The 24,665-nt window shown below is 40.5% G+C and carries 16 protein-coding genes; 4 read left to right on the forward strand and 12 right to left on the reverse strand.

Features of this window, described 5'->3' with window-relative positions; genetic code table 11:
- Window positions 1–96: 96 nt before the first annotated feature.
- Window positions 97–6,003, forward strand: a complete 5,907-nt coding sequence (locus AC559H_RS08555) for a beta strand repeat-containing protein (RefSeq protein ID WP_052349585.1) — start codon at window positions 97–99, stop codon at window positions 6,001–6,003.
- A 68-nt stretch (window positions 6,004–6,071) separates the two neighbouring features.
- Here the strand turns inward: AC559H_RS08555 and AC559H_RS08560 are convergent, their stop codons facing one another.
- The 3 genes from AC559H_RS08560 to AC559H_RS08570 all read right to left on the reverse strand — a co-directional run bounded on the left by AC559H_RS08560 (window position 6,072) and on the right by AC559H_RS08570 (window position 7,366).
- Complete coding sequence (locus AC559H_RS08560; protein WP_148292356.1) at window positions 6,072–6,674, reverse strand: hypothetical protein; 603 nt, start codon at window positions 6,672–6,674, stop codon at window positions 6,072–6,074.
- Between the two features lie 130 nt (window positions 6,675–6,804).
- A complete protein-coding gene (locus AC559H_RS08565; RefSeq protein ID WP_026794301.1) occupies window positions 6,805–7,143 on the reverse strand; it encodes a type II toxin-antitoxin system PemK/MazF family toxin in 339 nt (112 codons plus the stop codon).
- A complete protein-coding gene (locus tag AC559H_RS08570) occupies window positions 7,136–7,366 on the reverse strand; it encodes a hypothetical protein (RefSeq protein WP_026794302.1) in 231 nt (76 codons plus the stop codon). The genes AC559H_RS08565 and AC559H_RS08570 overlap by 8 nt, the downstream gene beginning before the upstream one ends.
- A 161-nt stretch (window positions 7,367–7,527) precedes the next feature.
- Here AC559H_RS08570 and AC559H_RS08575 point away from each other — a divergent pair, with 161 nt between their 5' ends.
- From AC559H_RS08575 to rpsD, 3 genes are all read left to right on the forward strand, one after another.
- Window positions 7,528–7,719, forward strand: a complete 192-nt coding sequence (locus AC559H_RS08575) for a hypothetical protein (RefSeq protein ID WP_026794303.1) — start codon at window positions 7,528–7,530, stop codon at window positions 7,717–7,719.
- Window positions 7,712–8,062: a type II toxin-antitoxin system PemK/MazF family toxin gene (locus tag AC559H_RS08580; RefSeq protein ID WP_026794304.1), complete on the forward strand. Its 351-nt coding sequence runs from the start codon at window positions 7,712–7,714 to the stop codon at window positions 8,060–8,062. The genes AC559H_RS08575 and AC559H_RS08580 overlap by 8 nt, the downstream gene beginning before the upstream one ends.
- A 425-nt stretch (window positions 8,063–8,487) precedes the next feature.
- Window positions 8,488–9,096, forward strand: a complete 609-nt coding sequence (rpsD, locus tag AC559H_RS08585; RefSeq protein ID WP_026789179.1) for a 30S ribosomal protein S4 — start codon at window positions 8,488–8,490, stop codon at window positions 9,094–9,096.
- An 87-nt stretch (window positions 9,097–9,183) separates the two neighbouring features.
- Here the strand turns inward: rpsD and moaA are convergent, their stop codons facing one another.
- The 9 genes from moaA to AC559H_RS08630 form a co-directional block, all read right to left on the reverse strand.
- Window positions 9,184–10,170 (reverse strand): GTP 3',8-cyclase MoaA, encoded by a 987-nt coding sequence (gene moaA, locus AC559H_RS08590; protein ID WP_026794305.1) that lies wholly within the window; start codon window positions 10,168–10,170, stop codon window positions 9,184–9,186.
- A gap of 172 nt (window positions 10,171–10,342) precedes the next feature.
- The gene (locus tag AC559H_RS08595) at window positions 10,343–12,088 is read right to left on the reverse strand and encodes an ABC transporter ATP-binding protein (RefSeq protein WP_026794306.1); all 1,746 of its coding nucleotides are present in this window, start codon (window positions 12,086–12,088) and stop codon (window positions 10,343–10,345) included.
- A gap of 319 nt (window positions 12,089–12,407) precedes the next feature.
- Window positions 12,408–13,892, reverse strand: coding sequence for a glutamate synthase small subunit (gene gltD / locus AC559H_RS08600; protein WP_026794307.1), 1,485 nt, complete (start codon window positions 13,890–13,892; stop codon window positions 12,408–12,410).
- Window positions 13,893–14,169: 277 nt separating this feature from the next.
- The gene (locus tag AC559H_RS08605; protein ID WP_026794308.1) at window positions 14,170–14,733 is read right to left on the reverse strand and encodes a Uma2 family endonuclease; all 564 of its coding nucleotides are present in this window, start codon (window positions 14,731–14,733) and stop codon (window positions 14,170–14,172) included.
- A 77-nt stretch (window positions 14,734–14,810) separates the two neighbouring features.
- Window positions 14,811–15,878, reverse strand: a complete 1,068-nt coding sequence (locus tag AC559H_RS08610) for a YheT family hydrolase (RefSeq protein WP_026794309.1) — start codon at window positions 15,876–15,878, stop codon at window positions 14,811–14,813.
- Between the two features lie 49 nt (window positions 15,879–15,927).
- Window positions 15,928–17,613 carry an alpha/beta hydrolase gene (locus AC559H_RS08615; protein ID WP_051319650.1) on the reverse strand — a complete coding sequence of 562 codons (1,686 nt, stop codon included), beginning with the start codon at window positions 17,611–17,613 and terminating at the stop codon, window positions 15,928–15,930.
- An 82-nt stretch (window positions 17,614–17,695) separates the two neighbouring features.
- Entirely contained in the window at window positions 17,696–19,336 is a 1,641-nt protein-coding gene (locus AC559H_RS08620) for an alpha/beta hydrolase (protein ID WP_026794311.1), read from the reverse strand.
- Between the two features lie 130 nt (window positions 19,337–19,466).
- Window positions 19,467–22,817 carry a hybrid sensor histidine kinase/response regulator gene (locus AC559H_RS08625; protein ID WP_026794312.1) on the reverse strand — a complete coding sequence of 1,117 codons (3,351 nt, stop codon included), beginning with the start codon at window positions 22,815–22,817 and terminating at the stop codon, window positions 19,467–19,469.
- A gap of 376 nt (window positions 22,818–23,193) precedes the next feature.
- A complete protein-coding gene (locus AC559H_RS08630) occupies window positions 23,194–24,600 on the reverse strand; it encodes a ferredoxin:protochlorophyllide reductase (ATP-dependent) subunit N (protein ID WP_026794313.1) in 1,407 nt (468 codons plus the stop codon).
- Window positions 24,601–24,665 lie beyond the last annotated feature (65 nt).

Raw genomic sequence — 24,665 nt, forward strand, 5'->3', positions numbered from 1 at the left:
TTGTAGTAAGCCCTTTAGGGCTGTCTTCAGATAGCCCTAAAGGGCTTACTACAAATTTAACATTAATATCCCTATTCCCAGCAAAGGATTCTGATTATGACAAGTTCTATTATCAATACAATTCCCGCCAATTTATCCTTAAGAATTTCTCCTAGTAATAGCCTGTACAATACGGGAAATTCAGTATTAATTTTTTCATCAGGAATTCAAGGAAGATTTGAGACTTTTCCAGCAAATGTTCAGTCTTTTGTTCCCCTTTCTAATGGCATCGGAACTACCTTACCCGGTGCAACCGGGGGGGTCGTATTTGTACCCGATACACCTGTTGTACAAGCAATATCTATTGAAACTAATACACCTGTTTATTTAGCTGAAACAGAAACTGGTCAATTTCAAACCCTGAATGGTCAAACAACCGGAACTGTTAAAACCGGGCCAGCCGGAAGTTTGATTTTTACTCCCGATGGATTTAGCCCGGAAACCCCTGCACCCACAGCCACTCCCAGTCCCATAGCCACACCTAGTCCCACAACTACACCTAATCCCACAGCTACTCCTAGTCCTACATCAACCCCCATTCCCACGCCTACCACCAGTCCCACACCTACCCCCAGTCCCACACCTACCCCCAGCCCCAAACTCGAACCAATTCGGATTCAGGGTGCGGGGACAGGGACAGAGGCAGATGACACCATTATTGGTAGTAGTCAAAATGACACGATTTCTGGATTAGCAGGGAATGACAGTATCTTTGGATTAGGAGGGAATGACCTCCTCCAAGGAGATGCTGGACAGGATCAAATTAATGGTAATGAAGGCAATGATGCCATTATCGGAGGCTCAGAGGATGATTGTCTACGCGGAGGTCAAGGAGATGATTTAATCTTTGGGGATGCCGGGAATGATCTGGCTTTTGGGGATAGAGATAATGATACATTGAATGGTGGAGCCGGAGCCGATAGTTTGTATGGTGGCCAAGGCAATGATAGTATCGGAGGCGGGGGGGAAGATGACCTCCTCTATGGCGATAAAGGCAATGATACGGTATCGGGTGATATCGGTAACGATACTGTGACTGGGGGAGATGGAGACGATATTTTATATGGTAATTCCGGTCAGGATTTCTTGAATGGAGGGGCTGGAAATGATCAACTTTTTGGCGGCGGAGATGATGATAGTTTAGTCGGCGGTCAAGGAGCAGATATCCTGTATGGAGATTTAGGAAATGATACCCTTTCTGGCGGTGATGATAATGATCAACTGTTTGGGAATGGGGGAAATGATGTTATAAATGGGGATAATGGGGCCGATGGTTTATATGGAGGAGCAGGGGAAGATATTCTCAATGGGGGTAAAGGTCGAGATATCCTTTCCGGTGATGCTGGGAATGATTTATTAGCCGGGGAAGCTGGATTAGATACCCTCACAGGGGGCGCGGGAGATGATATTTTTGTTCTTGGTTATGTGATTACTCAAGCACCTAATGGCGGTAGCTTTATTACCGGAACCACAGGCGGCACTAGCGTTGAATTAGCGGATATTGTTACGGATTTTACGACAAACGATAAAATTGGGTTATCTGGAGGACTGACATTTCAAGATCTGCAAATTTCCCAAGGTCAAGCCTCTAATTCCAGTAATACAATTATTAAAGATAAAAATACAGGTGAATTTTTAGCCGTCTTACAGGGAGTTAATGCCAGTATTTTAACAGAAGATAGTTTTATTCTTGATCCTATTATTCCCCTTCCTCCGACAACTCCACCGACACCCACAACCTCACCAACTCCCACACCAACAACTCCACCGACACCAACAACCTCACCAACTCCGACACCAACAACCTCACCAACTCCGACACCAACAACCTCACCAACTCCGACACCAACAACCTCACCAACTCCGACACCAACAACCTCACCAACTCCGCCAACCACTACCCCACCAACCCCGCCAACCACTACCCCACCTACTACCTCACCGACTACACCACCACCGCCAACTCCATCTCAACCCACACCTCCGCCTGTTGAACCTCCAACTCCGGCAATTTTAGCGATGGAGAATGACACAGTATCGGGTTTACAGAATACTCTGTTGCAGATTCCCAATAGTACCATCACTGCTAATGATACGGGAGTTGGGCTGCTCACCATCACTGGAATTACAGAACCTGCCAATGGGACAGCCAGCTTAAATCGAAGTGCAAGATCAATTACTTATATTCCTGATCAAAACTTTTCCGGTTTTGATAGTTTTGAATATAAAATCCGAGATGATAACGGAGCAACAGGAACCGCAACCGTTACAGTTAATGTAGTATCGGTTAATGTTCCTCCTATTTTGGATCTCAGCAGTTCCCAACCCGGGAATAATTACAGTACGGTTTTTGTTGAAGGAACAACTCCCATTGCGATTACTGGAAGTGTCAGTATTATTGATACTGATGATACCGATCTTACCTCTGCTACTATTACTTTAACCAATATTCCTGATGGTGAAATTGAAGGGTTATCTATCCTGGGAAGCTTGCCCAGTGGTATTACCGCCGGAAATTATGACCCAGCAACGGGAATTATTCTCCTAACTGGAACTGCCCCAATTGCCAGTTATGAAACGGCACTTTCTCAACTGGTTTATAGCAATAGTTCCCGAAATCCCAATACTCAAAATCGGGTAATTAATGTTGTTGTTACCGATCGCCAAGATAGTAGTAATATTCCGATTAGCACGATTACAGTGGATGCGGTTAATGATCCTCCTGTAAATACGGTTCCCGGGTCACAAAATGCCAACGGTAGCCAACCGATTTTATTTAGTCAAGCTGCTGGGAATCAAATTTCTATTAGTGATCCTGATGCTGGCGTTAATCCTGTACAGGTTACTTTAACCGCTAGTACCGGAATCCTAACCTTGGGTACAACCCCGGATAATGTCGCAATTTCTGGGGATGGAACCACAACTATTACCTTAGTTGGTCAAGTTGATAATATTAATACCGCCCTCAATGGTTTAACCTTTACCCCACCCGCATCCTTTACCACCTCAGCAACCCTGCAAGTGGTAACAACGGATCAAGGAAATACGGGTAGTGGTGGCCCTCAACAAGCCTCCAGCACGATTGCGATTAATCAACCCAACCAGCCACCGAATGCGGTCAATGATAGTGTGGTGGGGACGCAAAATGTACTCTTGACGATCGCATCTTCAACCCTATTAGCCAATGATACCGATCCCGATAATGATCCGTTAACTATTACTCAAGTGAGTGATCCGTTTAATGGAACAGTGACTTTAAATAATACTAATGTTCTATTTACTCCCGCCCCTAACCATACCGGGCCAGCTAGTTTCCTCTATACTATTAGTGATGGAAATGGCGGCACCAGTAGCGCGACGGTCAATATTACTGTTAATCCCAATCAACCCCCAACCCTAGACTTAAATGGTAGTCAAGCGGGAAATAATACTCAAGTAACCTTTTCCCAGGGACAGCCAGCCATTGCGATCGCCAATGCCACTAATATTGTGATTACCGATCCTGATAATCCCAACGCCGAGTCAGCTACCATCACCTTAACTAACCCCCTGAATGGCAGTGTGGAAAGTTTATCGGTTAATGGTGTGTTACCTACGGGGATTACAGCCAGTAGTTATAACAGCAACACAGGCGTTTTGACCCTAACCGGGAATGCTGCGATTAGTGCTTATCAAACGGCGATCGGACAAATTATCTATAACAATACGGCCAATCCTCCGAATACCACTACCCGGACAGTAGAGGTGAAGGTGAATGATGGAACTAACAATAGTAATACCGCAGCTAGTACCATTACGGTAATTGCTCTAAATCAACCTCCGGTGGCGGTTCCCGACGGCCCAATTTTTGCCAACAATAGCATCCAATTCCCCATTTCTCCTTTAGATAATGATACTGACCCCGATGGAGATATTCTCACCTTGACCTCGGTGGATAATCCCGCCACAGCCCAGGGTTTAGTAACTCAAGCGGGTTCGTTAGTTCAGTACACCCGTTTAGGAAATGCGACCGGGCCAGATAGTTTCAACTACAGTATTAGTGATGGGAAGGGAGGTACCAGTAATTCCACCATTACGATTAACCTTTTACCCGTTGCTGATAATAACCCCAATTCAGTCGCCGGAGGCAGTTTTGGCGATAACCTCAATGGTCTAGGAGGAGATGATACCCTAAGCGGTCTGGATGGGAAAGATTCCCTCCGAGGAGATGCAGGGAATGATTTACTCCTGGGAGGAAGTGGAACGGATTTGTTACAGGGTGGTATTGGAGACGATACCCTAAACGGTGGTTTAGCCCCCGATAGCATGACGGGAAATGCTGGAAATGACCAATTCCGCTATGATAACGCTGATGATGGCGGAGGGTCTGGGTTTAATGCTGGTTCTAATACTGAGGTTAAATCCCGAATTGGTAGTAATTTATATGATACAATTACCGACTTTGAAGGGTTAGGGGCTCCGGTTGGAGATCGAATTAGTTTTGCTACAACGGTAATTGCCTCTTTTGCAAGTATTGGAACAGCCGTACAAACTAATATTACAGGGGACGTGATTCCCGGTACAAATCCGGGTCTATTTGCCTTTAATGATGGTAGTAGCACTTACCTAATTTATGATGGAAATGGCAATAATTTAACAGGGAATGATTCTCGAATTTTAGCTAAATTAGATAATGTGAATGGGGTTACAACCCTTGATGTGAATGATTTTGCTGGCCTAAATCGTCCTCCGATTGTTCCAGGGAATACAACGGTTAATATTAATGAAGATGTAATCACTAATTTAGGGATTGTGGCTCCGATTGATCCCGATAATGATCCGTTAATTATTACTGTTAATAGTATTCCCGATAGTAATAAAGGAATCGTCAGAATTACGGGTCAAACTAACTCGATTATTATTGGTCAAACCTTAACCAGTGCTGAAATTACTCAGTTAGAATTTGTTCCCAAACCCAATATTAGCGGGGCGGCGGGGGTCTTCCTCTATAGTGTCAGTGATGGTCAAAATCCGGCGGTGAGTCAAACCTTAACTATTAGTATCACGGAGATTAATGATCCTCCGATTGCGGTTAATGACGGCCAAATTTTCACGAACAATAGTATCCAATTCGCTATTTCTCCCCTGGATAATGATAGTGACCCCGATGGAGGAGTTCTCACCTTGACCTCGGTAGATAATCCGGCGACCGCCCAGGGGTTAGTAACTCAAGCGGGTTCCCTAGTTCAGTACACCCGTTTGGGAAATGCGACCGGGCCAGATACCTTCAACTATATTATTAGTGATGGTCAAGGTGGAACAGCTACGGCCAATATTACAATTGACCTCTTAACCGTTGCTGATAATAACCCCAACTCATTCACCGGAGGTAGTTTTAGCGATAACCTTAATGGTCAGGGTGGAGATGATACCCTGAGCGGTCTGGGTGGCAATGACACCCTGCGAGGGGATGCTGGAAATGATAGTTTATCGGGAGGAAGTGGAAACGATCTGTTACAGGGTGGAATTGGCAATAATACACTTCAGGGCGGTTTAGGACGGGATAGTTTAATTGGGAGTGTTGGAGAAAAAGACCTGTTTATTTATACGGACTCCCTGGATGGGGGCGGTATCGGGTTTAATGCGGTGGGGACGGGAATTAATGCTCAAATTGGTAGTAGTTTATATGATTCTATTAACAATTTTGATAGTTTCGGTCAGGTTGGGGGCGATCAAATTGGTTTATCCACCAGTTTAATTGCGGGTACTGGTAATATTCTGCTGACGGTACAAACCAATCTTTCAACCAATGTTCTATCGGGAAATAGCCCAGGTTTATTTGCCTTTGATAGTGGTAAGGATACCTACTTAATTTATGATGGCAATGGCAATAATTTAACTGGAAATGATTCTCGAATTCTGGCTAAGTTAGAAGGAGTTACGGGCATAACAACCCTAAATCCTGATGATGTAATCCTGTTCTAAATATCCTATCCTGTAGAGACGAGCCACGGCGCGTATCTGCCACGGCGCGTCTTTGCAGGGTTTTTTAATTACTGATTGGGTGTATTGAGTTGCAAATCAATGGATTTTTCCTGCTCTAATTTCACAACATTTTCAGGAGGATTTAAACAGGTTTTTAAGAGTTGATCAACTCCTAAATTTGTACTAGCTTGGTTCATCCCAACAACACAATTGGAAAAGGTTTCCGGTAATACACTCCGACGACAACTATCCAGAACATTTAACGGATCAGATGCACTGGTATTTCTGTTAATATTAACTACACAATTAGCTAATTCATCGGGACGTCGAACCTGTAGACAACCGGATAATATTTTTTCTACGGGTAGAGCGGCCACATTTCTCTGCATTTGGGTGACACAATATCCCATATTCCTAGGCCGAGATGCCATTCCGCAGCCTTGTGTTGCCAACTCTACCGATAGCCCCGCCGTAACTAACTGTTGAGTGCAGTTTCTATAGTCCTGTCGCCGAATTAAGACAAAGGAAGGAAAAGCCTCAGCCGGAGCAACGGAAACAAACAACGGAAACAAACTCACCGTCGCCACTACGGATAACCAACGGTGGTGTCCTGGGAGGTGGGTCAGAAGTGCTTTTTTTAATCCAGAAAACATCACAATAGAAGGATTCATAGCCATTTCAAGTTTTGCACAATGATATCATGGGTTAGTCATTAGTCGAAAATGAAAAGCTAGATACATTGCTGAAAACTAAATCTCTTTGGGATTAGAGTCAGAGCAAAATTAGAGACGCGATATGACCTTAAATGTTTAAAACAACAGCTAAAGCCAGACCAAGTTCCTGTATAGTTTCCTCAGAAACAGTTCCCACTTGCTTGATCAGTCTTTGTTCGGAAACAGAACGCACCTGAAACGCATCTGCTACTGACAACTTGCTTAAGCCGTTTTCTGATGTAGGTTCAATTCTCACCATCCAAGGAATTTTAGCAAACACATCATTCCATCCGGTAATCGGTACAATAACCTTTAACCGGAGAACACCAATTTCGTCATTACTGACAATTACACAAGGGCGAGTTTTACCAATTTCATCACCAACGGTGGGATCGGCCCGATAAAGCCAAATCTGACCTCTAAGCATAGTCTTGATACTCGTAAAAATCCCCATGCGACCTATCAACAAACTCAGTCAAATCGCTTCCTTCTGCATAGTAAGGACGCATCATTTCAGCCGCATCTCTTAAACTGAGTTTTTCGGGTTTTTCCATTTCTTCGCGCACCAGCCGCAATGTAAACTCAATAATCTTTAAACGTTCTACATTCGGCATCTGTTTAATAGCCTCTAAAATTTTAGTTTCTATCATAATTTTGTGAGGATTTCTGCATCCAACGGTTGATCGGCTATTTAATCATGTTGATTATTATATTATAGTCAGGACGCGATCGCGCTTTTGGGGTTTGCAGTAAAATAAATAAATCAAGGAGTTTAGTCACAATGCTTTACTCATTAGAGGAGTGAAAAACTATGACGGCTTTAGCTCAAGAGATTCTTAATAATTTTGATAGGTTGGCTGACGCAGAGCAAGTTGAGATTGGGCTAGAAATCTTGAGGCGGCTCGTCCATTTTGACTTTCCACCATTGACAGATGAAGACTTTATCTTAAATGCTGAAGAATTATTCTTAGCATTAGATCAACAAGAAATTGATTATGAATAGTCCTGATCGTGGCGAAGTCTGGCTTGTCGATCTGGGCTATGTGGCAAAAGTTAGACCATGCTTAGTGGTTAGTATCCAGGTTCTCAACCAGGATCGAGCGTTAGCGACTCTAATACCTCATACTACAAGCCCAAGAGGTTCACGCTTTGAGGTAGATGTCAAAGCCAGATTCCTGAAGCCCGGAGTGTTCGATGTTCAGAATATCATCACAATTCCTCACGCGAAGCTATTGAGGAAACTGGGCGAATTAAACTCAGAGCAGTTAGCACAAGTCGAAGATGCTTTGCTTTTCTGGTTAGGATTTGAGGATATGGATTCTGGCGAAGAGCCCTCAATGACTTGAAGGGCGATATATGCTACGCTAGACAGCGCCTACGAGATGCAATTCTTCGGACTCTGCAAGTGGCTGAGATTGCAGAGATACGGGCAATTCTGGTACACGCGATCTAAGTAAAATATTCATCAAGCAATCATTGCCGATTTTTCTGATTATTTAATTGGAGCGATCGCCCGTCAAGCAGGTTGTACAGAAACAGTGAGTTTTGATAGCAAGCTGAAAGTAGAAAAAGGTTTTCGTTGGATAGAGTAGCGATCGCCCTCGTTCAAGTACCGAGAAACCGTTTTTCTGCGCGGGTTTCTGCATCCTAACCGAGATTTGATGAAGAAACACGGTTTCTTTAGAAGCGCGAGACAAGCTATGAAATATTTATTGGATACATACTATAATAAAAGATTGGTGCAAAAAATTTTATGCGGAGAAAAAGTTAGATGGCTCGATATAGAGGCCCCCGTCTGAGAATTGTTCGTCGTTTGGGCGATTTGCCTGGATTAACTCGGAAGACACCCAGAAAGGCCTATCCCCCTGGACAACATGGCCAAGCCCGTCGTAAACGTTCAGAATACGCGGTTCGGTTAGAAGAAAAACAAAAACTGCGCTATAACTACGGCGTTTCCGAGCGTCAGTTATTGCGTTATGTCCGTAAAGCTCGCCGCGCTTCCGGTTCCACCGGACAAGTGTTGCTGCAAACCTTGGAAATGCGTTTGGATAATACCATTTTCCGTTTAGGAATGGCCCCCACAATTCCAGCGGCTCGTCAGTTAGTCAGCCATGGTCATGTTACCGTTAATGGTAGTCGTGTCAATATTCCTAGCTATCAATGCAGACCTGGGGAATTAATTGGTGTTAGAAATACCGAAAAATCCCGTGAACTGGTGAAAGCCAATTTACAATATCCCGGTTTAGCCAATATTCCTGGTCATCTGGAGTTGGACAAAGAACAATTAACTGCAAAGGTAAATAGCGTCATTGAACGGGAATGGGTGGCTTTACAAATTAATGAACTGTTAGTGGTTGAATTTTATTCTCGTCAAGCCTAAGAGTTCCTCACCGTTCTATTTTATGTGGGGCGTTATCAATGATTAAAAATAACGTACCCCACCTACTTGTTATAATCAATCAGGTTGCTATCCGCCAATTTGGGACATGGTACGGGCATAATTTCCTGTTGTACCAGAGTCCCGTTGTTTAAAATTAATATCGGGTTTAATTCCTAATAGGTTACTTACCTTTTCTCTTAACTCCTCAAACGTCGCACCCTGACGCAGAGGAGTTTTTAAGTCGATTTGTCCGGTTTCATTTAATAAACAAGGTCGTAACCAACCATCGGCGGAGAATCTCATGCGGTTACAGCGATCGCAAAAACATTCAGACATCTGACTAATAAATCCTAATGTTCCCTGCGCTCCCGGTATTTGAAATACATCCGCAGGGCCGTTTCCCTTCACCTGTGAGGCTTCTAAACCCCATTTTTCGCGAATTTGTTGGCGTAATTGTTCTGAAGAAATCCAACCGCGATCGGCAAATAAATCGTTATTTCCAATGGGCATAAATTCAATAAATCTAACGTGCCATTGTCGTTCTATTGTTAATTTTGCTAAATCCAAAACTTCATGATCATTCACCCCAGGAATGACCACGACATTTAATTTTAAGGGATTAAAACCCACTTGATAGGCTGCTTGTATTCCTGCCCAAACCTGTTGCCAACGACTGCGCCCTCGGTTGCCGATAATTTGATCAAAAATATCAGAATCTAGGGAATCTAAACTAATATTAATCCGTCGCAGTCCAGCATTATATAAATCCTCTGCCATTTCTGCTAATAAAAAACCATTTGTTGTCATTGCCACATCTTTTGTTTCAGGAAAAGCATTAATTTGCTGCACCAATTCCACCACCCCAGGACGCAATAAAGGTTCACCTCCAGTTAAGCGAAATCGAGTAAATCCAACCGGGATAAATACCTCTTGTAACAGGGTTAGGAGTTCATCCAAAGTTAATAAATTCTGTTGTAGAATATAATTAATTTCCGTGCCTTCGGGCATACAATATTGACACCGAAAGTTGCAACGGTCAATTAAACTAATGCGAAGATAATCAACGGGGTTCATGGATTTTTAGGAGCATGACAGAATATTGTGCTTTCTGTATTATGTCGAATTTTTCTAAAACAGAACAAGGTCATCTGATCATAATAAATATAGATCGATCTGTACCGAGGTTATAATGTTTTATTTTAGGGGTTTTGTCTCTAAAATTTATTCCCTCCCTAACTTACCCGAATTAAACCAATAATTCCTCTAATTTGTGTTGATTCCATAGGGTTTGATAGAGTCCTTTGGTGGCGACTAATTCACTATGGGTTCCGGTTTGAATAATGCTACCTTTTTCCATCACCAAAATCCGATCTGCCATAGCCGCCGCAGACATTTGATGGGAGATAAAAACAACGGTTTTTCTTTGGATTCCGACTTTTAAATTCTGTAAAATTTCCGTAGCGGTTTGATTATCCACACTCGAAAGAGCATCATCCAAAATCAAAATTGGTGCATCTACTAATAAAGCTCTAGCTAGGGCGGTTCGTTGTCGTTGTCCACCGGATAGGGTAATTCCCCGTTCTCCGACTAGGGTTTCATATTGTTTAGGAAAATTCAAAATTTCCTCATGAATCTTAGCAATTTTAGCTACTATTTCAATTTCCGATTGTTCTGCTATTGGGTCACCATAAGCAATATTATTTTTAATATTGGTACTAAACAAAAAACTCTCTTGAGGAACATAAGCGATCGCACTTCTTAAATCTAATAACTTTAATTGAGTAATATCCTGACCATCTACAAATAATTGATCTATTTTAATATCTAATAACCGAGGAATAGCATTAGCTAAAGTTGATTTTCCCGAACCAATCTGGCCAACAATGGCAACAGTTTCCCCTGGTTTAATCATAAAATTAACATTATTCAGGGCCGGAATTTTGCTTCTGGGGTAGGTATAACTCAGATTAAATGCACTTAACCATCCTTGAACCGGAGTTGGCAAAGGTAAGGGTTCTAAGGGATCTTTAATCTGAGGTTCAACACTTAAAATTGCTTCAATTCGATCAATACTCACTTCTCCTCGTTGATAGGCTGTAATCGTAAATCCTAATAAAGCCGTGGGAAATACTAAACGTTCCACATATAAAATTAATGCTACAAAATCACCAATACTTAGTTCTCCATTGGCAATAAATTCATCCCCAATTCCTAATAAAATCAAAAAACTTAAACTGGCAATTCCACCTAAAATAGGGAACAAAATATTTCGGGTTTTAGCTAAATCTAAGTTGGCATCAAATAACTGTTGGTTATTCTGAGCAAAGGCTCGGCGTTCATTTTCTTCCTGAGCGTAAATCTTAATTAAAGAAATTCCACTCATATCCTCTTGAATCAGATCGCTAATATTTGATAATTTTTCCTGAACTTTCATTTGTTGATCTCTGAGTTTCGTACTAAAAACCTGCACTAAAATCAACATGAAGGGATAAACAGAAATGGATAATAAAGTCAAGCGGAAGTTAATGGCTAACATCACTGGAAGGGTTAACCCATAGGCAAAGATGGTATTTGCAATACTCAAAACCGCAAAACCTAATAAACGGCGGATATTATCAACATCACTGGTAGCACGATTAATTAAGTCTCCAACGGTACTTTCCGAAAAATAGGAAGATTCTAGGGTTAATAAATGATTAAAAATCTTTTGTTTTAAATCAAATTCAACTTGACGACCGACCCCAAAAATTAGAGTGCGGGAGATCATCCGAATAAACCACATAATCGAGGCTAAAATAAAAATCCAAAACACTTGAGTTTGTACAGTATCAAAGTTAATCGCTACTTGAAGTTCATTAATAATATCCCGAATTAAAATTGGAATATAAACCCCTAAAGCATTAACAAGAAATAACGCCACAACTCCTAATATTGTAGGTTTTTTATGGGGACGCAGATAGTCGATCAGTTTTTGGAATCGAGAAGATTTCATATAAGGTTTTGTGACACTCGGTTTTTTTATTATTATATAGAAGTGATTTTATGATAACATGAAATAAGAAGAAGTATCCGGCGAATGAAATTCGCGACTATACAAACGATGTCCGCCTTCGCGGACAGATGAGAAATCCAACGGCTCACAACCCGCGACGGCGGGTTTTGTCTGTGTAGACGCGGTTTCAACCGCCGAATAATCTGGGGGGGTTAGGTCATACAATTTACAACCAAGCATGAAACAGCCCCCGCTTAATTAAGGGGGGCTTTGGTGGATCTAATCTAGGTGGAAAACAGGAGAGATTTCTAACAACAAATTAAGGCAAATCCGTCTGTCCCATCAAATATAAATCACATTCCCGGGCGGCGCCACGACCTTCATTAAACGCCCAAACCACAAGGCTTTGACCCCGACGACAATCCCCCGCCGCAAATACCCCAGGAATACTGGTAGCATACTTGCCATGTTCGGCTTTAACATTACTGCGGGCATCCCGTTCTAAATCCAAACTGTCTAATAACGGTTGTTCTGGCCCCAAAAACCCCATTGCTAGTAACACTAATTGGGTGGGAGTCACCTTTTCCGTACCGGGAATCGGCTTAGGAATAAACTGGCCCTGCTCATTTTTCGCCCATTCCACCTCAACGGTATGAATCGCTTTTACATTCCCATTTTCATCCCCTTCAAACTTAGTTGCAGTAGTTAGATAAACACGAGGATCAGAGCCAAATTTAGCTGCGGCTTCCTCCTGGCCATAATCCATTTTATAAACCTTCGGCCACTCCGGCCAAGGATTATTAGCAGCCCGTTCCGAGGGCGGTTGGGGCATAATTTCCAACTGCACCACCGTATTGCAACCGTGACGAATAGACGTCCCGACACAATCCGTCCCCGTATCTCCCCCGCCAATAATCACAATATCCTTGCCTTCTGCGGAGATAAAATCACTGCCGGGTTGCTTATTTAAAACAGCTTGAGTATTGGCAGTGAGGAACTCCATGGCAAAATGAATCCCTTTGAGGTCGCGCCCTTCAATGGGTAAATCCCGGGGTTTAGTAGCTCCAGTACATAAAAGTACCGTATCAAACTCTTTTAACAGATTTTCGGCGGGAAAGTCCTTACCCACTTCCGTATTGCAAATAAACTTAACGCCCTCGTCTTCTAAGACCTTCAGACGCCGCAATACCACCTGTTCCTTATCCAGCTTCATGTTCGGGATACCATACATTAACAGGCCCCCTGGACGATCAGCCCGTTCAAAAACCGTCACCCAATGACCCGCTTTATTCAGTTGGGCCGCCGCCGATAATCCCGCCGGGCCAGAACCAATCACCGCGACTTTTTTCCCGGTGCGTTTGGCCGGAGGTTCAGGAGTTATCCAACCCTCCTCCCAACCCTTATCAATAATCGAACATTCAATATTTTTAATCGTCACCGGAGGGTTATGAATGCCCAAAACGCAGGAACCCTCGCAAGGTGCCGGACAAACCCGACCCGTAAATTCGGGGAAATTATTGGTTTTGTGCAGACGGTCTAGGGCCTCTTTCCACAGTCCCCGATAAATTAAATCATTCCATTCCGGGATCAGATTATTGATCGGACAACCACTGGCCATGCCACTAATAATACTTCCCGTATGACAAAACGGGGTGCCGCAGTCCATACAACGGGCGGCTTGGGTACGCAGTTTGTCGTCCTCCATCGGCAGATGAAACTCATCCCAGTTATGAACCCGGTCAAGGGGGGCGAGTTCAGACGGTAACTCCCGCAGATATTCTAAGAATCCGGTCGGTTTTCCCATAGTTGTTTCCGTTAAACTTTTGAGTATTGGTGGTTAGTCATCTTAATCGGTATGCACGGTCAAGATTGTTCAATATATTAATATAGCTGTTGCTGAACAGTTCAGGTTCCTAGTTTTCCCCATTAGCTGCTTTTTGGGTTCGCCAATCGTCAACAATTGATGACAATTGTTTTTAGAGTCTAATTCTCCTGGCTGCAATTTACCTGGTTGAATTGTAGAGTATTCCTAGGGTTAATTGGCATATTTTTGAATATTTATTAACAATCTATAATCTTTTTTATTCTAAAAGCCAAGCAAATAACTCGCCAACCGTTAGTTTAATATCCGTGGCAAATGGGGGAACAGATATTGGTGATTCCGGTTGTTCAAAGACTTCTGTTTGTTGTTGGGAGTGATAAACAAAGATAGATTGTTCTTCGGGATCAATTAACCAAGCCATTTGAGTTTGATAATTCAGACAATAGAGAATTTTTTTAATCACTTTTGTTGGACTTTGATCCGGCGATAAAATTTCAATCATCCAGTCCGGTGCCATTAGAAAACTATTGGCAATAGCACCATTATGATCACGAGGAATTCTATCCCAAGTAAAAACGGAAACATCGGGAACAATTGAACGTTCCTCAAAAGTACAGCGCAGTTCTGAAAAAGCTCTGGCAATTCGCTGCGGTTTGAGAACAGAATTGATTGCGGTTGAAAGTTCAGTTTGAATTGTACTATGTTTTCCTTGTGGCATGGGTTTTTGGATAATTTTACCTTCAATATATTCGCTGGCTGGTTTCGTTTCAGGTTGTTTCAGAAACTCGGCTACAGTGATAATTTTAGATGGGGTTTGTACCATTGAGGTTGCCTCCTAAAGTATTTTAATTTTAGCCTATTTATTTCATAATAATATTAACCCAATCAATTTTGGTATTATCACTTATCTTTTGATTTCTCCTGTTGATCAAGCCAATCCAAAATCCGATTCCAAGCCCACCATCGGTCAGGGTCATCAAATTGATTTTGGCAAATTTTACTACTAATATAACCGACATGACCCCCATAATTTGTTGATACTAAATTAATGGCTGGATTCTGATGACTAGCTGCTTTTAAATCGGGAATAATAGTTGGATCAAATAGAGGATCATCCTCGGCATATAAAATTAACGTGGGTTTCCTAAGTTTAGGAATTAACTGTAACCCACTACTGGCTTCATAATAGGCTTCCACACTCTTAAATCCTAAGCGTCCAATCACTAATTCATTATCAAATCCCCAGATTGAATTTGCCCGTTTAATCGCATCTGGATCAATATCATTGGGATGATGTTGATAAAGGTTTCTGGCTAATTTTTTGAGTTCTTTCGTAATAGCTCTTTCTAAATATTTTCCCCAGGAATGTTGGACTAAATAAGATAAGGAACGAGTTGAATCTAAACTAGGACAAATTACTGCACCTCCAGCAATATCGGAATCTTTTAGGTCTAAATCTGTTCCCCATTGATTGACAGTTTGAGCCGTTTTAACCCCCCATAATGCTAATTGTCCCCCTAAAGAATAACCCGTAAACCAAAAAGGAGCCGGACAACCCATTAATTTAGATTGAGCCGCAATTCTAACAAAATCTTCCCCTTCATATAAACCATCGGAGGTTAAAGTTGGAGATAATTCTGCGGTTTTTCCATGGGCTCTCCAATCAAATAAAACCACAGCGTAACCCGCAGCAAAGGCTTTTCTTCCCCAAAGTCTTAAAAACCATTGATTGTCTAAAGTGCCAGTAATTCCATAGGTGGAAATAATTGTTCCTCTTGGGTTTTCAGGAATTGCCACAATCCCATAAATCGGAACACCTGCGGCTCCTAAAAAAACCGTTTCTTGATAGGGAGGTTCTGGTAAGTCAATACTTTTTTCCCAACTGCGACTAGCTCTTAATGCTGCATAAATAGTCATTAAAAAACCATTTTTTAGGGCGAAAGGTGGATTGTAAATAGGCTGAATCATGTTGAAGTTTAATAATAGGTTAATGTCAGTTGATTACACGATTTTTATACTATTTACGAACTTTATGAATTGCTTCTTGAATATTTTCCTGGGTTAAAGAATTAACAATTGTCAAACTAAAAGGAGAGGTTTCAACTCTCTGGATATAACCAGCATTCAAATAGGGTAAATATTCGGCTTGACCTCGAATATAACTATTAAAAAAAACTAAACTGATTGCTTTTAAAAAGGGAAAGGCTAATTCGGGATTTGGGCCGATAATTTGAGCCGGGACAGGAATTACAGATTCCCCAGATGCTAAGAAGGAAAAATGGGTTCCTTTCTCTAATAACATTAAGTATTTGTTAGGGCTAGTTAACCAAGAAAAGGGATAAATTTGTTCACTAACAGCCGGGGCTACATAATCATCACTTCCTCCAATCATTAACACGGGAATTTTAATTTGACTCATGCCTTCTTGTCCAAATACCACACTGGTAATTGGATTCACAGCAATCACCGCTTTCACCCGTTTATCCTGAAGATCATAACCTTTATTAGCAATAGAAGTGGCTTGACATTGCAGTAAAACCGAAATATTTAGAGTAAGTTGTTGGTCTGCAACCTTAGCACACTCTTGATTAATTCTGTTGGTATTAAAGGTCGCTCCCCCCACCGCTAAAGCCGTATAACCGCCATAGGATTGACCGATAACCCCCACATTATCTAAGAGTAAATCGCTAGAAAATGCGGATTTTTTTGCCTTTTCTTCTAATAAATTAAGTACATAAGTAATATCTAAAGGACGATCAACAAATGCGTCTGCACCAGGAGGTTGAGCGTTTCCCTGTAAGAAATTAGCCAAGCCATCAGCACTGGTTTCTAAATGTTCTGGAACCGCAACAAAATAGCCATGGGAGGCTAAATGTTCCGCTAAATATTTGAAGGTTGTTCGGTCGGAACCTAAACCATGGGAAATCACAATTACAGGGGCTGGAGTTGAAATTTGGGGGATATAAATATCAACGGGAGAAGGCTGATTTCGTCGAGGATTTTGAAAGGTCAAGGATTCTTTTTTCCATTCAGTTGTACCAGGATTTCTCAAATTAATTGGCCGATTTTGCAGGGCTGGATTATTGATTTCAGCTTTAGCCTGTTCTCTAATCCAATTAATAATAGATTGATCTTCATAAATAATTTGAGATAAATCTTGAATTACTTGCCGACCAAAATTAAGGTCGATTTCTATTCTTTTACCCGGAAAATTTTCTAAAATACCGAGTAAAGTTAAACCACCAGGAAGTTTAGAGGCTTGATTAATAGCCGTTTTTAAAGAATTTAAACCATTTTCACCATTATCGGTTTGAATAAAATTGCCAAAGCGAGTTAGAATTACAGTCCCCGTAGGGGTGTCATTAAATTGTTGAATACTCCAAGGGCTGGCTGTCATGGGAGTAACTAAAAGTTGACGCAGTTTTTCTACATCTTCAGGGCTAAGAATTGTTTCAGGAATTGATAGAATTGGCGAGATTTCTCCCTGTTGGGCAAATGTGGCTAAGTCTTTAATGGAAATCAAGATCGTACCAATACTATACCGAACTGCAATTTGTTCGGCGGCTATTGCTGAGGAGGTTGTGGCGATTAAACCCGATAGTATTCCTAAGCCAATTTTAATCAGTCGAGTCGAGAGAGACTGAATCCTTTTATTGTTTTTATTTGGTTGATAGTCATGGAGATTTTTAATAGGTTTTAACATAAAATTAAAGGAGAATTATTTGATCATTATTTATAATACCATTAAAAATCAAATTATGTCAACCTTTTTGAGATTTAATTGATTAATTTTTATCGGAAGTTATCCCCTTAATGGCATTAGTTAATTGATTGGGAGTTAGGGATTGAATTAAACTCAAAGGATAGGCCCGATCGCTAATAGTTTGAATATAAGCCGCGTTCAGATAGGGTTTATATTGAGCATTTTGAGTTAAATAGGTGTTAAAGAATGCCGTACTTAGGGCTTTAATATACTCTCGACTAATTTTAGAGGTGGGAGGAACAAATTCATGGAGTTTAGAGAGTTCAGAGGTATTTTCTGAAGTAATATCGTAAAAATGAGTTGCATGATTTTGCATCATTAAATATTTATTGGGGGTGGTTAACCAAGTAAAAGCTTGCAACTGTTCTGATAATGCAGGAGTGAGAAAATCTCCGGTACTTGCTGTGATAAAAACGGGAATTTTGATTTCACTTAAACCCGATTTTCCCAAAATAATACTATTCACTGGATTTAATACAAAAATAGCTTTGACTCTTGAATCTTTGAGTTTATAGTTATTATCAGGAAGTTCTAAAGCTCGACACTGAAGAAAAACCGAAGGATTCAAGGGAATATCTGACTGTTTACAGATGGTTTTTAATTGGGTAAAATCAAGGGTAGCTCCTGCTAAAACCAAAGCCGTATATCCTCCTAAAGAATGACCAATTACGCCCACATTTTTTAAATCTAATTGATTATTGAAATCACTGGGATTGAGTTTTTCAAGATGATTCAGTAAGGCGGTTATATCCTGGGGTCGATCAATAAATTGTTCGGGTTCAAATAGGTCTTTTACTTCCCCTTTAAGTAAGGATTGAAATTGTTGATAATCACTACCTGGATGTTGGGGAACCGCCACAGCAAACCCATAGGAGTTAAGGTGTCGAGCTAAACTTTCAAAGCGAGAACGATCAGAAGCTAACCCATGGGAAATAACAATTACAGGATAGATTTGATCTGAAGAAGTTGAAGTATCGGGTAAATAAATATCAACCTCGAAGTTCCGATTGTTTTCGGGATTATTGACTGTTATGGTTTTTTTAATACTCTTAAATATTCCTGGTTTCCGTAAATCTTGTTTTTGACTAAAATCGATAAAATCAGCTTGTTTAGCTTCGATATTTGATAAGACTTCTAAAGATTTTGTGACGGTCTGAGTTTGCTGAACTAAAGTAAAAATCCGAGTTAAAATGTCTAATATTTGTTCAACATCTAAACGAATTTCTGGACTAGGAAACCGACGCATCACATCTATAATGGTAAAACCATTGGGGATATTAGCAACCTCAATTAAGCTAGTCTGAATTGCTTCTACTCCATTATCACCAGATTGGGTTTGAATAATATTTCCCAAATAGCTTAAAAAGGCTAAGATTAAAGGAGAATTAAAAAAAGGTTGAATAGAAATATATTGATTAGTATAACGAATTTTCAATAGTCGGATTAGGGTTTGTTTTTGTTCGGGATTTAATAGTTGTAGATAGGTCGCCAAGGATTCTTGGGAATTAATTGTGCCTTTTTGGGCATAATTTTCTAAGGAATCAATGGAGATAGAAATGCTTGTTTTTCCCAACGGGACAAGAATTGATTCTGCGGCAATTCCGGGGAGATTTGTTAATAATACAGAGGCTATTGTTAAGGTAAAAGATGAAAACCAGTGCATAGTTTTTTCCTGTTTTATTGTAAAATCATATAACTCTATTTAAGTCCAGTATAAAATCATTCGACTTTTAGAAATTTTAAGAATTGATTAAATATTATGGAATCTATCAACCATTTACGTTTTGCCGAATTCATTTATAGGGTTTAGGGTGAGTTAGTAAAACTTTAATTTCCTCCAACAAAGAATCTACGGATAAATTAAAGGGTAAGACTTTAAGGGGAAAACTAGAAGTAAAGCGTTGCAAATAAATAGCCATTTTTTTCCAAATATGCTCCTCTAATTCAACGGTAGAAGATGGTTTATTTCCTTGTTTTTTACTGAGGGTCTGATTCAAGATATTAATATCTGATTGTGCTAAAATAATTATGGGGATTTTTGATTCTATTTTTTCCAAAGTTGACAAGGCTTCAACGATATTAGCAAAGGATTGACCTCGAAAACAAATTAATATTAAATCCAAACTTTTACATTGAATTTTCCGAATAATTTCTTCCCAATTTTTCCCCATAATTCCTTGAAATCCAGCAATTTCAATATATTGAACTAGGGCTTGATCGATCTTAAAATTAGTATCATTGATCCGATCAAGACGGGCTGGATTTTTCTCAAAATTACAGGGGGAGTTGTTGTCAGACCCTAATATTAATTCAGAATTAAACTCTGGGTTTATATTAGGGTCTTCAGAATCTAATAAATGACCGAATTGTTCTTCATGTAAAACAGAAGAATCGACCACTAAAATACTAGGTTTCCAACTTAAACGGGTCGCAATTTGAACGACTTCTAATAAAGCTGAACTGATAGATAAAGGAAAACTTTGAGAGTTGAGTTGGTCTTCTGGGGAATTAGCTAAACAAGGAAAAATTGATAAATTTTCAACTTGATTAGCAACCTGAGTGGTCAGGGGGTCTAGGGTGACAATGGGCAAACGGGCTAAACTTTCTTGTTGACTAATTTCCCGTAAAACATAGGATGGATTTTGTATCGAACTATCTCGCTCTAAAACCATGACATTAGGATGCCAAATTTGAGCCATGATGGAGGCTTGACTAATATCATCTACTTCTAAAATTCGGCAATGGGAAAATCGAGATAAAAATAAGGCTGAATGATAAATATAGTTTTTATTTTCCCAAGCTCCCGTTGAGACTAAATTTTGAGGATTTCCCGATAAACTCAGCCAAAGAATAATTAACTGTTGTGGCACAGAATATGGAACTTCTGGGAGTAATTCTGCCAACATTTTTTCTAACTCTAACCCTTGAACCGGAAGGCGGAGAAATCCATCACAATGATTCATCTTTGCCCGTTGTTTATCTCCTAACGTGGCGGTAACAATCACGGGAATTTGATGGGTTTTTAGATCGGTTTTGAGTAGGGTTAAAACATCCCAACCAGATAATAAAGGAATTAAAGGATTCAATAAAATCGCCCTAGGTTGTAAACAACGAGCTTTTTCAACCGCTTCTGTTCCTGAACGGGCTACCACGACTCTATACCCTAAATCAGTCAGTTGTTCGCTCAGGTTTTGAATAAATTGGGGAACGGTTTCTACAATTAATACTAACCGAGATTTTTCCGAGGAAACTACAGGAGTAGAAGTCGAAAATTGAGAGTCTTGACTACCTATTTTATGTCTTAATTCCCAATTGTGACGGGGGGGATTTGGTGGTAATAATAGCGTAAATTTACTGCCTTGATTGGGTTTAGAAATAAAGCTGACATCTCCCCCATGTAGTCGCGCTAAATGTTGGGTTAATACTAACCCTAGTCCTGTTCCTTCAAATTCACGGGTTAGGGGACTTTCTAACTGTTGAAATTTTTGAAAAATCAGATGTTGTTTATCATCAGGAATCCCAATTCCTTGATCCCAAATAGTAAAAGCTACCCAATTTTCCCAACGACTAACTTGTAAACCAAAATCACTGCCATCGGGGGCAAATTTTAGGGCATTACACAACAAATTGACTAACATTTGTCGTAAGCGAAGTTCGTCCGCGACGAAGGTTTCTAAACCGGGTTCAATCTCTAAGTGAAATCGACGTTTAACTTGGGCTAGGATTTCTGCTTGTAGTTTAATATCCGATTTATCCTGGCTTTGGTAATGTTGAATTGCTAAATCAAAGGCAGCTTGACAAACGGTATGAATATGTAAAGGTTCAGGAACTAACTCTAATTGTCCGGTTTCTATGCGGGTTAAATCCAGAATATCATTCACCACTAACATCAGGTGACGACCACTTTTATGAATTAGTTGGGCATAACGGGTTTGTCTTTCATTGAGTTCCCCTAAGACTTGATCTTTTAATAAACTCGATAGACCTAAAATTGCCGTTAAAGGAGTTTTTAGTTCATGACTAATACAAGCCATAAACTCATCTTTGATGCGATTTAGTTGAATTAAATCGGTATTTTTAGCAGTGAGTTCCTGGGCAACTCGATGCTGTTCTGTAATATCTTGAGCTAACACTAACCACAGGTCATTAGTCTTTTCTTCTAAACATAATGCGATTTCTGATTCTGGGTTCAACCGTTGACGGGTAAATTGCCATACCCGCTCCTGATTTTGAGTAACAGGACAAATGCAAATATAAGTATCTGGTTTGTTCCCAAATTGACACCATTGGGGCATTTCTAAGGAGGCTGAATTTGAGGCTAAAGGTTCAGCAACATGGGTTAAGGGGTTAGATAAAAATCCCAAGTTTCCAGTAGTTTCTAAAGGGGAATTCAGCCCGTTTTCCTGCTCAGAAAATAGTTCAGGGGTTTCAGTCCAACGGGTTACTGCTTCTGCGACTTCCTGTACGACTTCTGCTCCTCGCCCAATTAGCGATCGCCAAGCTAAATTTTGACTTATGATCGTGCCATCATTCTGTTGAATCATTAAGGGAATAGGTAGTTCACTTAAAAACTCAATTAAATGATTTGAAAAAGTAGAATTGTCTGGGGATAAAAAACTTAATTCGAGTGAGTTTTCTGTCTTCCAGTCGAAAGTTTGAAGGGGTGACGCTTTCGGTGACTCAACGGGGGGGAACGGTTGGGAATGCTTTACCAAATGGTCTAACACCTGTAAACTATCAATTAATCCGATAAATTCCCCCGTCTGATTCACTAAAGCTAAGGATATACTTTGAGTTTGAGTCTGATCCGCCCCAGTCTGGGAATTCTGATATTGTAAATAGAGCCAGAATTCTTGTAGGTTTAAATGGGAGGGAATACCAATCACAGGCTCAATGATGGCTTGAAAAATTTCTCCGAGGGACGGTTGAGTCTGACTCGGTGGGGAAACAGGAATCTGATTCAGCAGATAGGGAAGGAAACGACGCAACGAAATCATTCCTAGGGGCTGATATTGGGAGTTGACAATCACCACCTGTTCACAATTTCCCTGGGAAAAAATAAATCCCAAGGTTTCCAGGGAAGCGTCATAGTGACAAACAGGGACGACCTGAAGGAAAGTCAGGAGGTTAGCTTGGGGAGACATAAGACTTAAATCCTCCAGATAGGATCATCAACTGATGAGTTAACGATCATAATCCAATAAAACTCTATATAGTATTTCCATTGTCATAGCAAAGGGTTAACTTTTCTGTGAACTTAACGATTTCATAAACAATCTTAAGGGAATTGAAAGTTTTGTGGGGTTTTTTGGGGTGATTTTCCTAAAATATTGATCCCCAACGGTTTAACGATATTATTTTATTCGTTAATTACCACAACGATCTGGATATTTGCTCTGAGGAGACGAAAATTTTCCTTCTATTTGATGCACCGATTACTGAGGATTATAGCAAAGAGGGCGATCGCATTCGATCACCCTTTTAATTATAATCATTTATTCCCTAAAAGGAAAGAAATGATTAAACCTTCGCATCTTCCTTAACTAACTTATCCCAACCCAAATCCTTGAGACTGTTATTTCGACGTAACGGCCGAGTTACTAACTCCAGAATATCCCGTGCATTCGTGAACCCGTGCATTTGGGCAAAGGTGAATTCCACCGACCATTTAGTATTAATACCCCGGGCTTCCAATGGGTTAGCGTGAGCCATTCCGGTGATCACTAAATCCGGTTTTAACTGATAAATTCGTTGAATTTGATTGTAATTATCCGGTTTTTCCACAATAGTAGGTAAAGGAACACCCATCTCATGACAGGTTTTTTCTAATAGTCTTAACTCCGCATCCTGATACCGTTTATCCATATAAGGAATACCAATTTCTGGGCAAGTCATCCCGCAACGAATTAAAAACCGTGCCAAAGAAACCTCTAATAAATTATCCCCCATGAAAAACACAGATTTCCCCCGAACAATTTGAAGATAATCTTCCATACTCGCCCAAATTTGTGCTTCCCGTTCATCTAAACCCTTGGGTTCAATATTAAAAACAGAACAGATTTTTTCAATCCAAGCCCGGGTTCCATCGGGGCCAATCGGGAAGGGCGCACCAATTAATTTACACTTACGACGCCGCATTAATGTTGTAGCAGTTCGAGATAAAAATGGATTAACTCCTGCTACATAATACCCTTCTTCTAATACAGGTAATTCTGTATAACGTTTTGCAGGTAACCACCCGGAAACTTTAATCCCTTGCTTCTTCAATTCTAAGGTTAAATTAGTAACAACAGGATCAGGTAAAGAACCAAATAAAACTAAGGGCGGATGATTAGCATATTCCGATTCTTCTTGAGCAACATCTTCTTTTTGTTTGCCAAAATTCAGTAATTTTTGAATCGCATTTCGTTCATTTTTTTCCGTTTCTGCCACCGGAGCTTTATCAGGACAACGGGCTGCCATTGCTGCTAATACAGTATCTTCCCCTTGAGTAAAGGCATAATCTAACCCATTAGCCCGGGCAACCACAATCGGAATACCCAGTTCAGATTCTAATTTCGGCGCTAACCCTTCCAAATCCGTTTTAATAATTTCAGTGGTACAAGTGCCGATCCAAATAATCACACTGGGGTTGCGATCGCGTTTAATTTGTAAACACAACCGCTTTAATTCATCATAATCATTCAGTTTAGCGGAAATATCCCCTTCTTCTAATTCTGCCATCGCATAACGGGGTTCAGCAAAAATCATCACCCCCATGGCATTTTGCAGAAAATAGCCGCAGGTTTTTGTCCCAATGACTAAAAAGAAACTATCTTCAATTTTTTGGTATAACCAAGCGACACAACTAATCGGACAAAAGGTGTGATAATTTCCGGTTTCACACTCAAAAGTTAAACCTTCCGGTTGTGGTTGAGCAACGGTCATAATTTTTTCCTCTTAATCGGATGTTTGTTAATCAAAATTTGACAAGACTATCTATGACTTTGAAT

The organism is Planktothrix prolifica NIVA-CYA 540 (assembly GCF_963864145.1).
GTDB classification, from domain to species: Bacteria; Cyanobacteriota; Cyanobacteriia; order Cyanobacteriales; family Microcoleaceae; genus Planktothrix; species Planktothrix agardhii.

What these genes read in the sequence shown, in the direction of transcription:
- AC559H_RS08555 (WP_052349585.1), top strand. Translation starts at nt 97, where the DNA reads ATGACAAGTTCTATTATCAATACAATTCCCGCCAATTTATCCTTAAGA.
- AC559H_RS08560 (WP_148292356.1), bottom strand. Translation starts at nt 6,674, where the DNA reads ATGAATCCTTCTATTGTGATGTTTTCTGGATTAAAAAAAGCACTTCTG.
- AC559H_RS08565 (WP_026794301.1), bottom strand. Translation starts at nt 7,143, where the DNA reads ATGCTTAGAGGTCAGATTTGGCTTTATCGGGCCGATCCCACCGTTGGT.
- AC559H_RS08570 (WP_026794302.1), bottom strand. Translation starts at nt 7,366, where the DNA reads ATGATAGAAACTAAAATTTTAGAGGCTATTAAACAGATGCCGAATGTA.
- AC559H_RS08575 (WP_026794303.1), top strand. Translation starts at nt 7,528, where the DNA reads ATGACGGCTTTAGCTCAAGAGATTCTTAATAATTTTGATAGGTTGGCT.
- AC559H_RS08580 (WP_026794304.1), top strand. Translation starts at nt 7,712, where the DNA reads ATGAATAGTCCTGATCGTGGCGAAGTCTGGCTTGTCGATCTGGGCTAT.
- rpsD (WP_026789179.1), top strand. Translation starts at nt 8,488, where the DNA reads ATGGCTCGATATAGAGGCCCCCGTCTGAGAATTGTTCGTCGTTTGGGC.
- moaA (WP_026794305.1), bottom strand. Translation starts at nt 10,170, where the DNA reads ATGAACCCCGTTGATTATCTTCGCATTAGTTTAATTGACCGTTGCAAC.
- AC559H_RS08595 (WP_026794306.1), bottom strand. Translation starts at nt 12,088, where the DNA reads ATGAAATCTTCTCGATTCCAAAAACTGATCGACTATCTGCGTCCCCAT.
- gltD (WP_026794307.1), bottom strand. Translation starts at nt 13,892, where the DNA reads ATGGGAAAACCGACCGGATTCTTAGAATATCTGCGGGAGTTACCGTCT.
- AC559H_RS08605 (WP_026794308.1), bottom strand. Translation starts at nt 14,733, where the DNA reads ATGGTACAAACCCCATCTAAAATTATCACTGTAGCCGAGTTTCTGAAA.
- AC559H_RS08610 (WP_026794309.1), bottom strand. Translation starts at nt 15,878, where the DNA reads ATGATTCAGCCTATTTACAATCCACCTTTCGCCCTAAAAAATGGTTTT.
- AC559H_RS08615 (WP_051319650.1), bottom strand. Translation starts at nt 17,613, where the DNA reads ATGTTAAAACCTATTAAAAATCTCCATGACTATCAACCAAATAAAAAC.
- AC559H_RS08620 (WP_026794311.1), bottom strand. Translation starts at nt 19,336, where the DNA reads ATGCACTGGTTTTCATCTTTTACCTTAACAATAGCCTCTGTATTATTA.
- AC559H_RS08625 (WP_026794312.1), bottom strand. Translation starts at nt 22,817, where the DNA reads ATGTCTCCCCAAGCTAACCTCCTGACTTTCCTTCAGGTCGTCCCTGTT.
- AC559H_RS08630 (WP_026794313.1), bottom strand. Translation starts at nt 24,600, where the DNA reads ATGACCGTTGCTCAACCACAACCGGAAGGTTTAACTTTTGAGTGTGAA.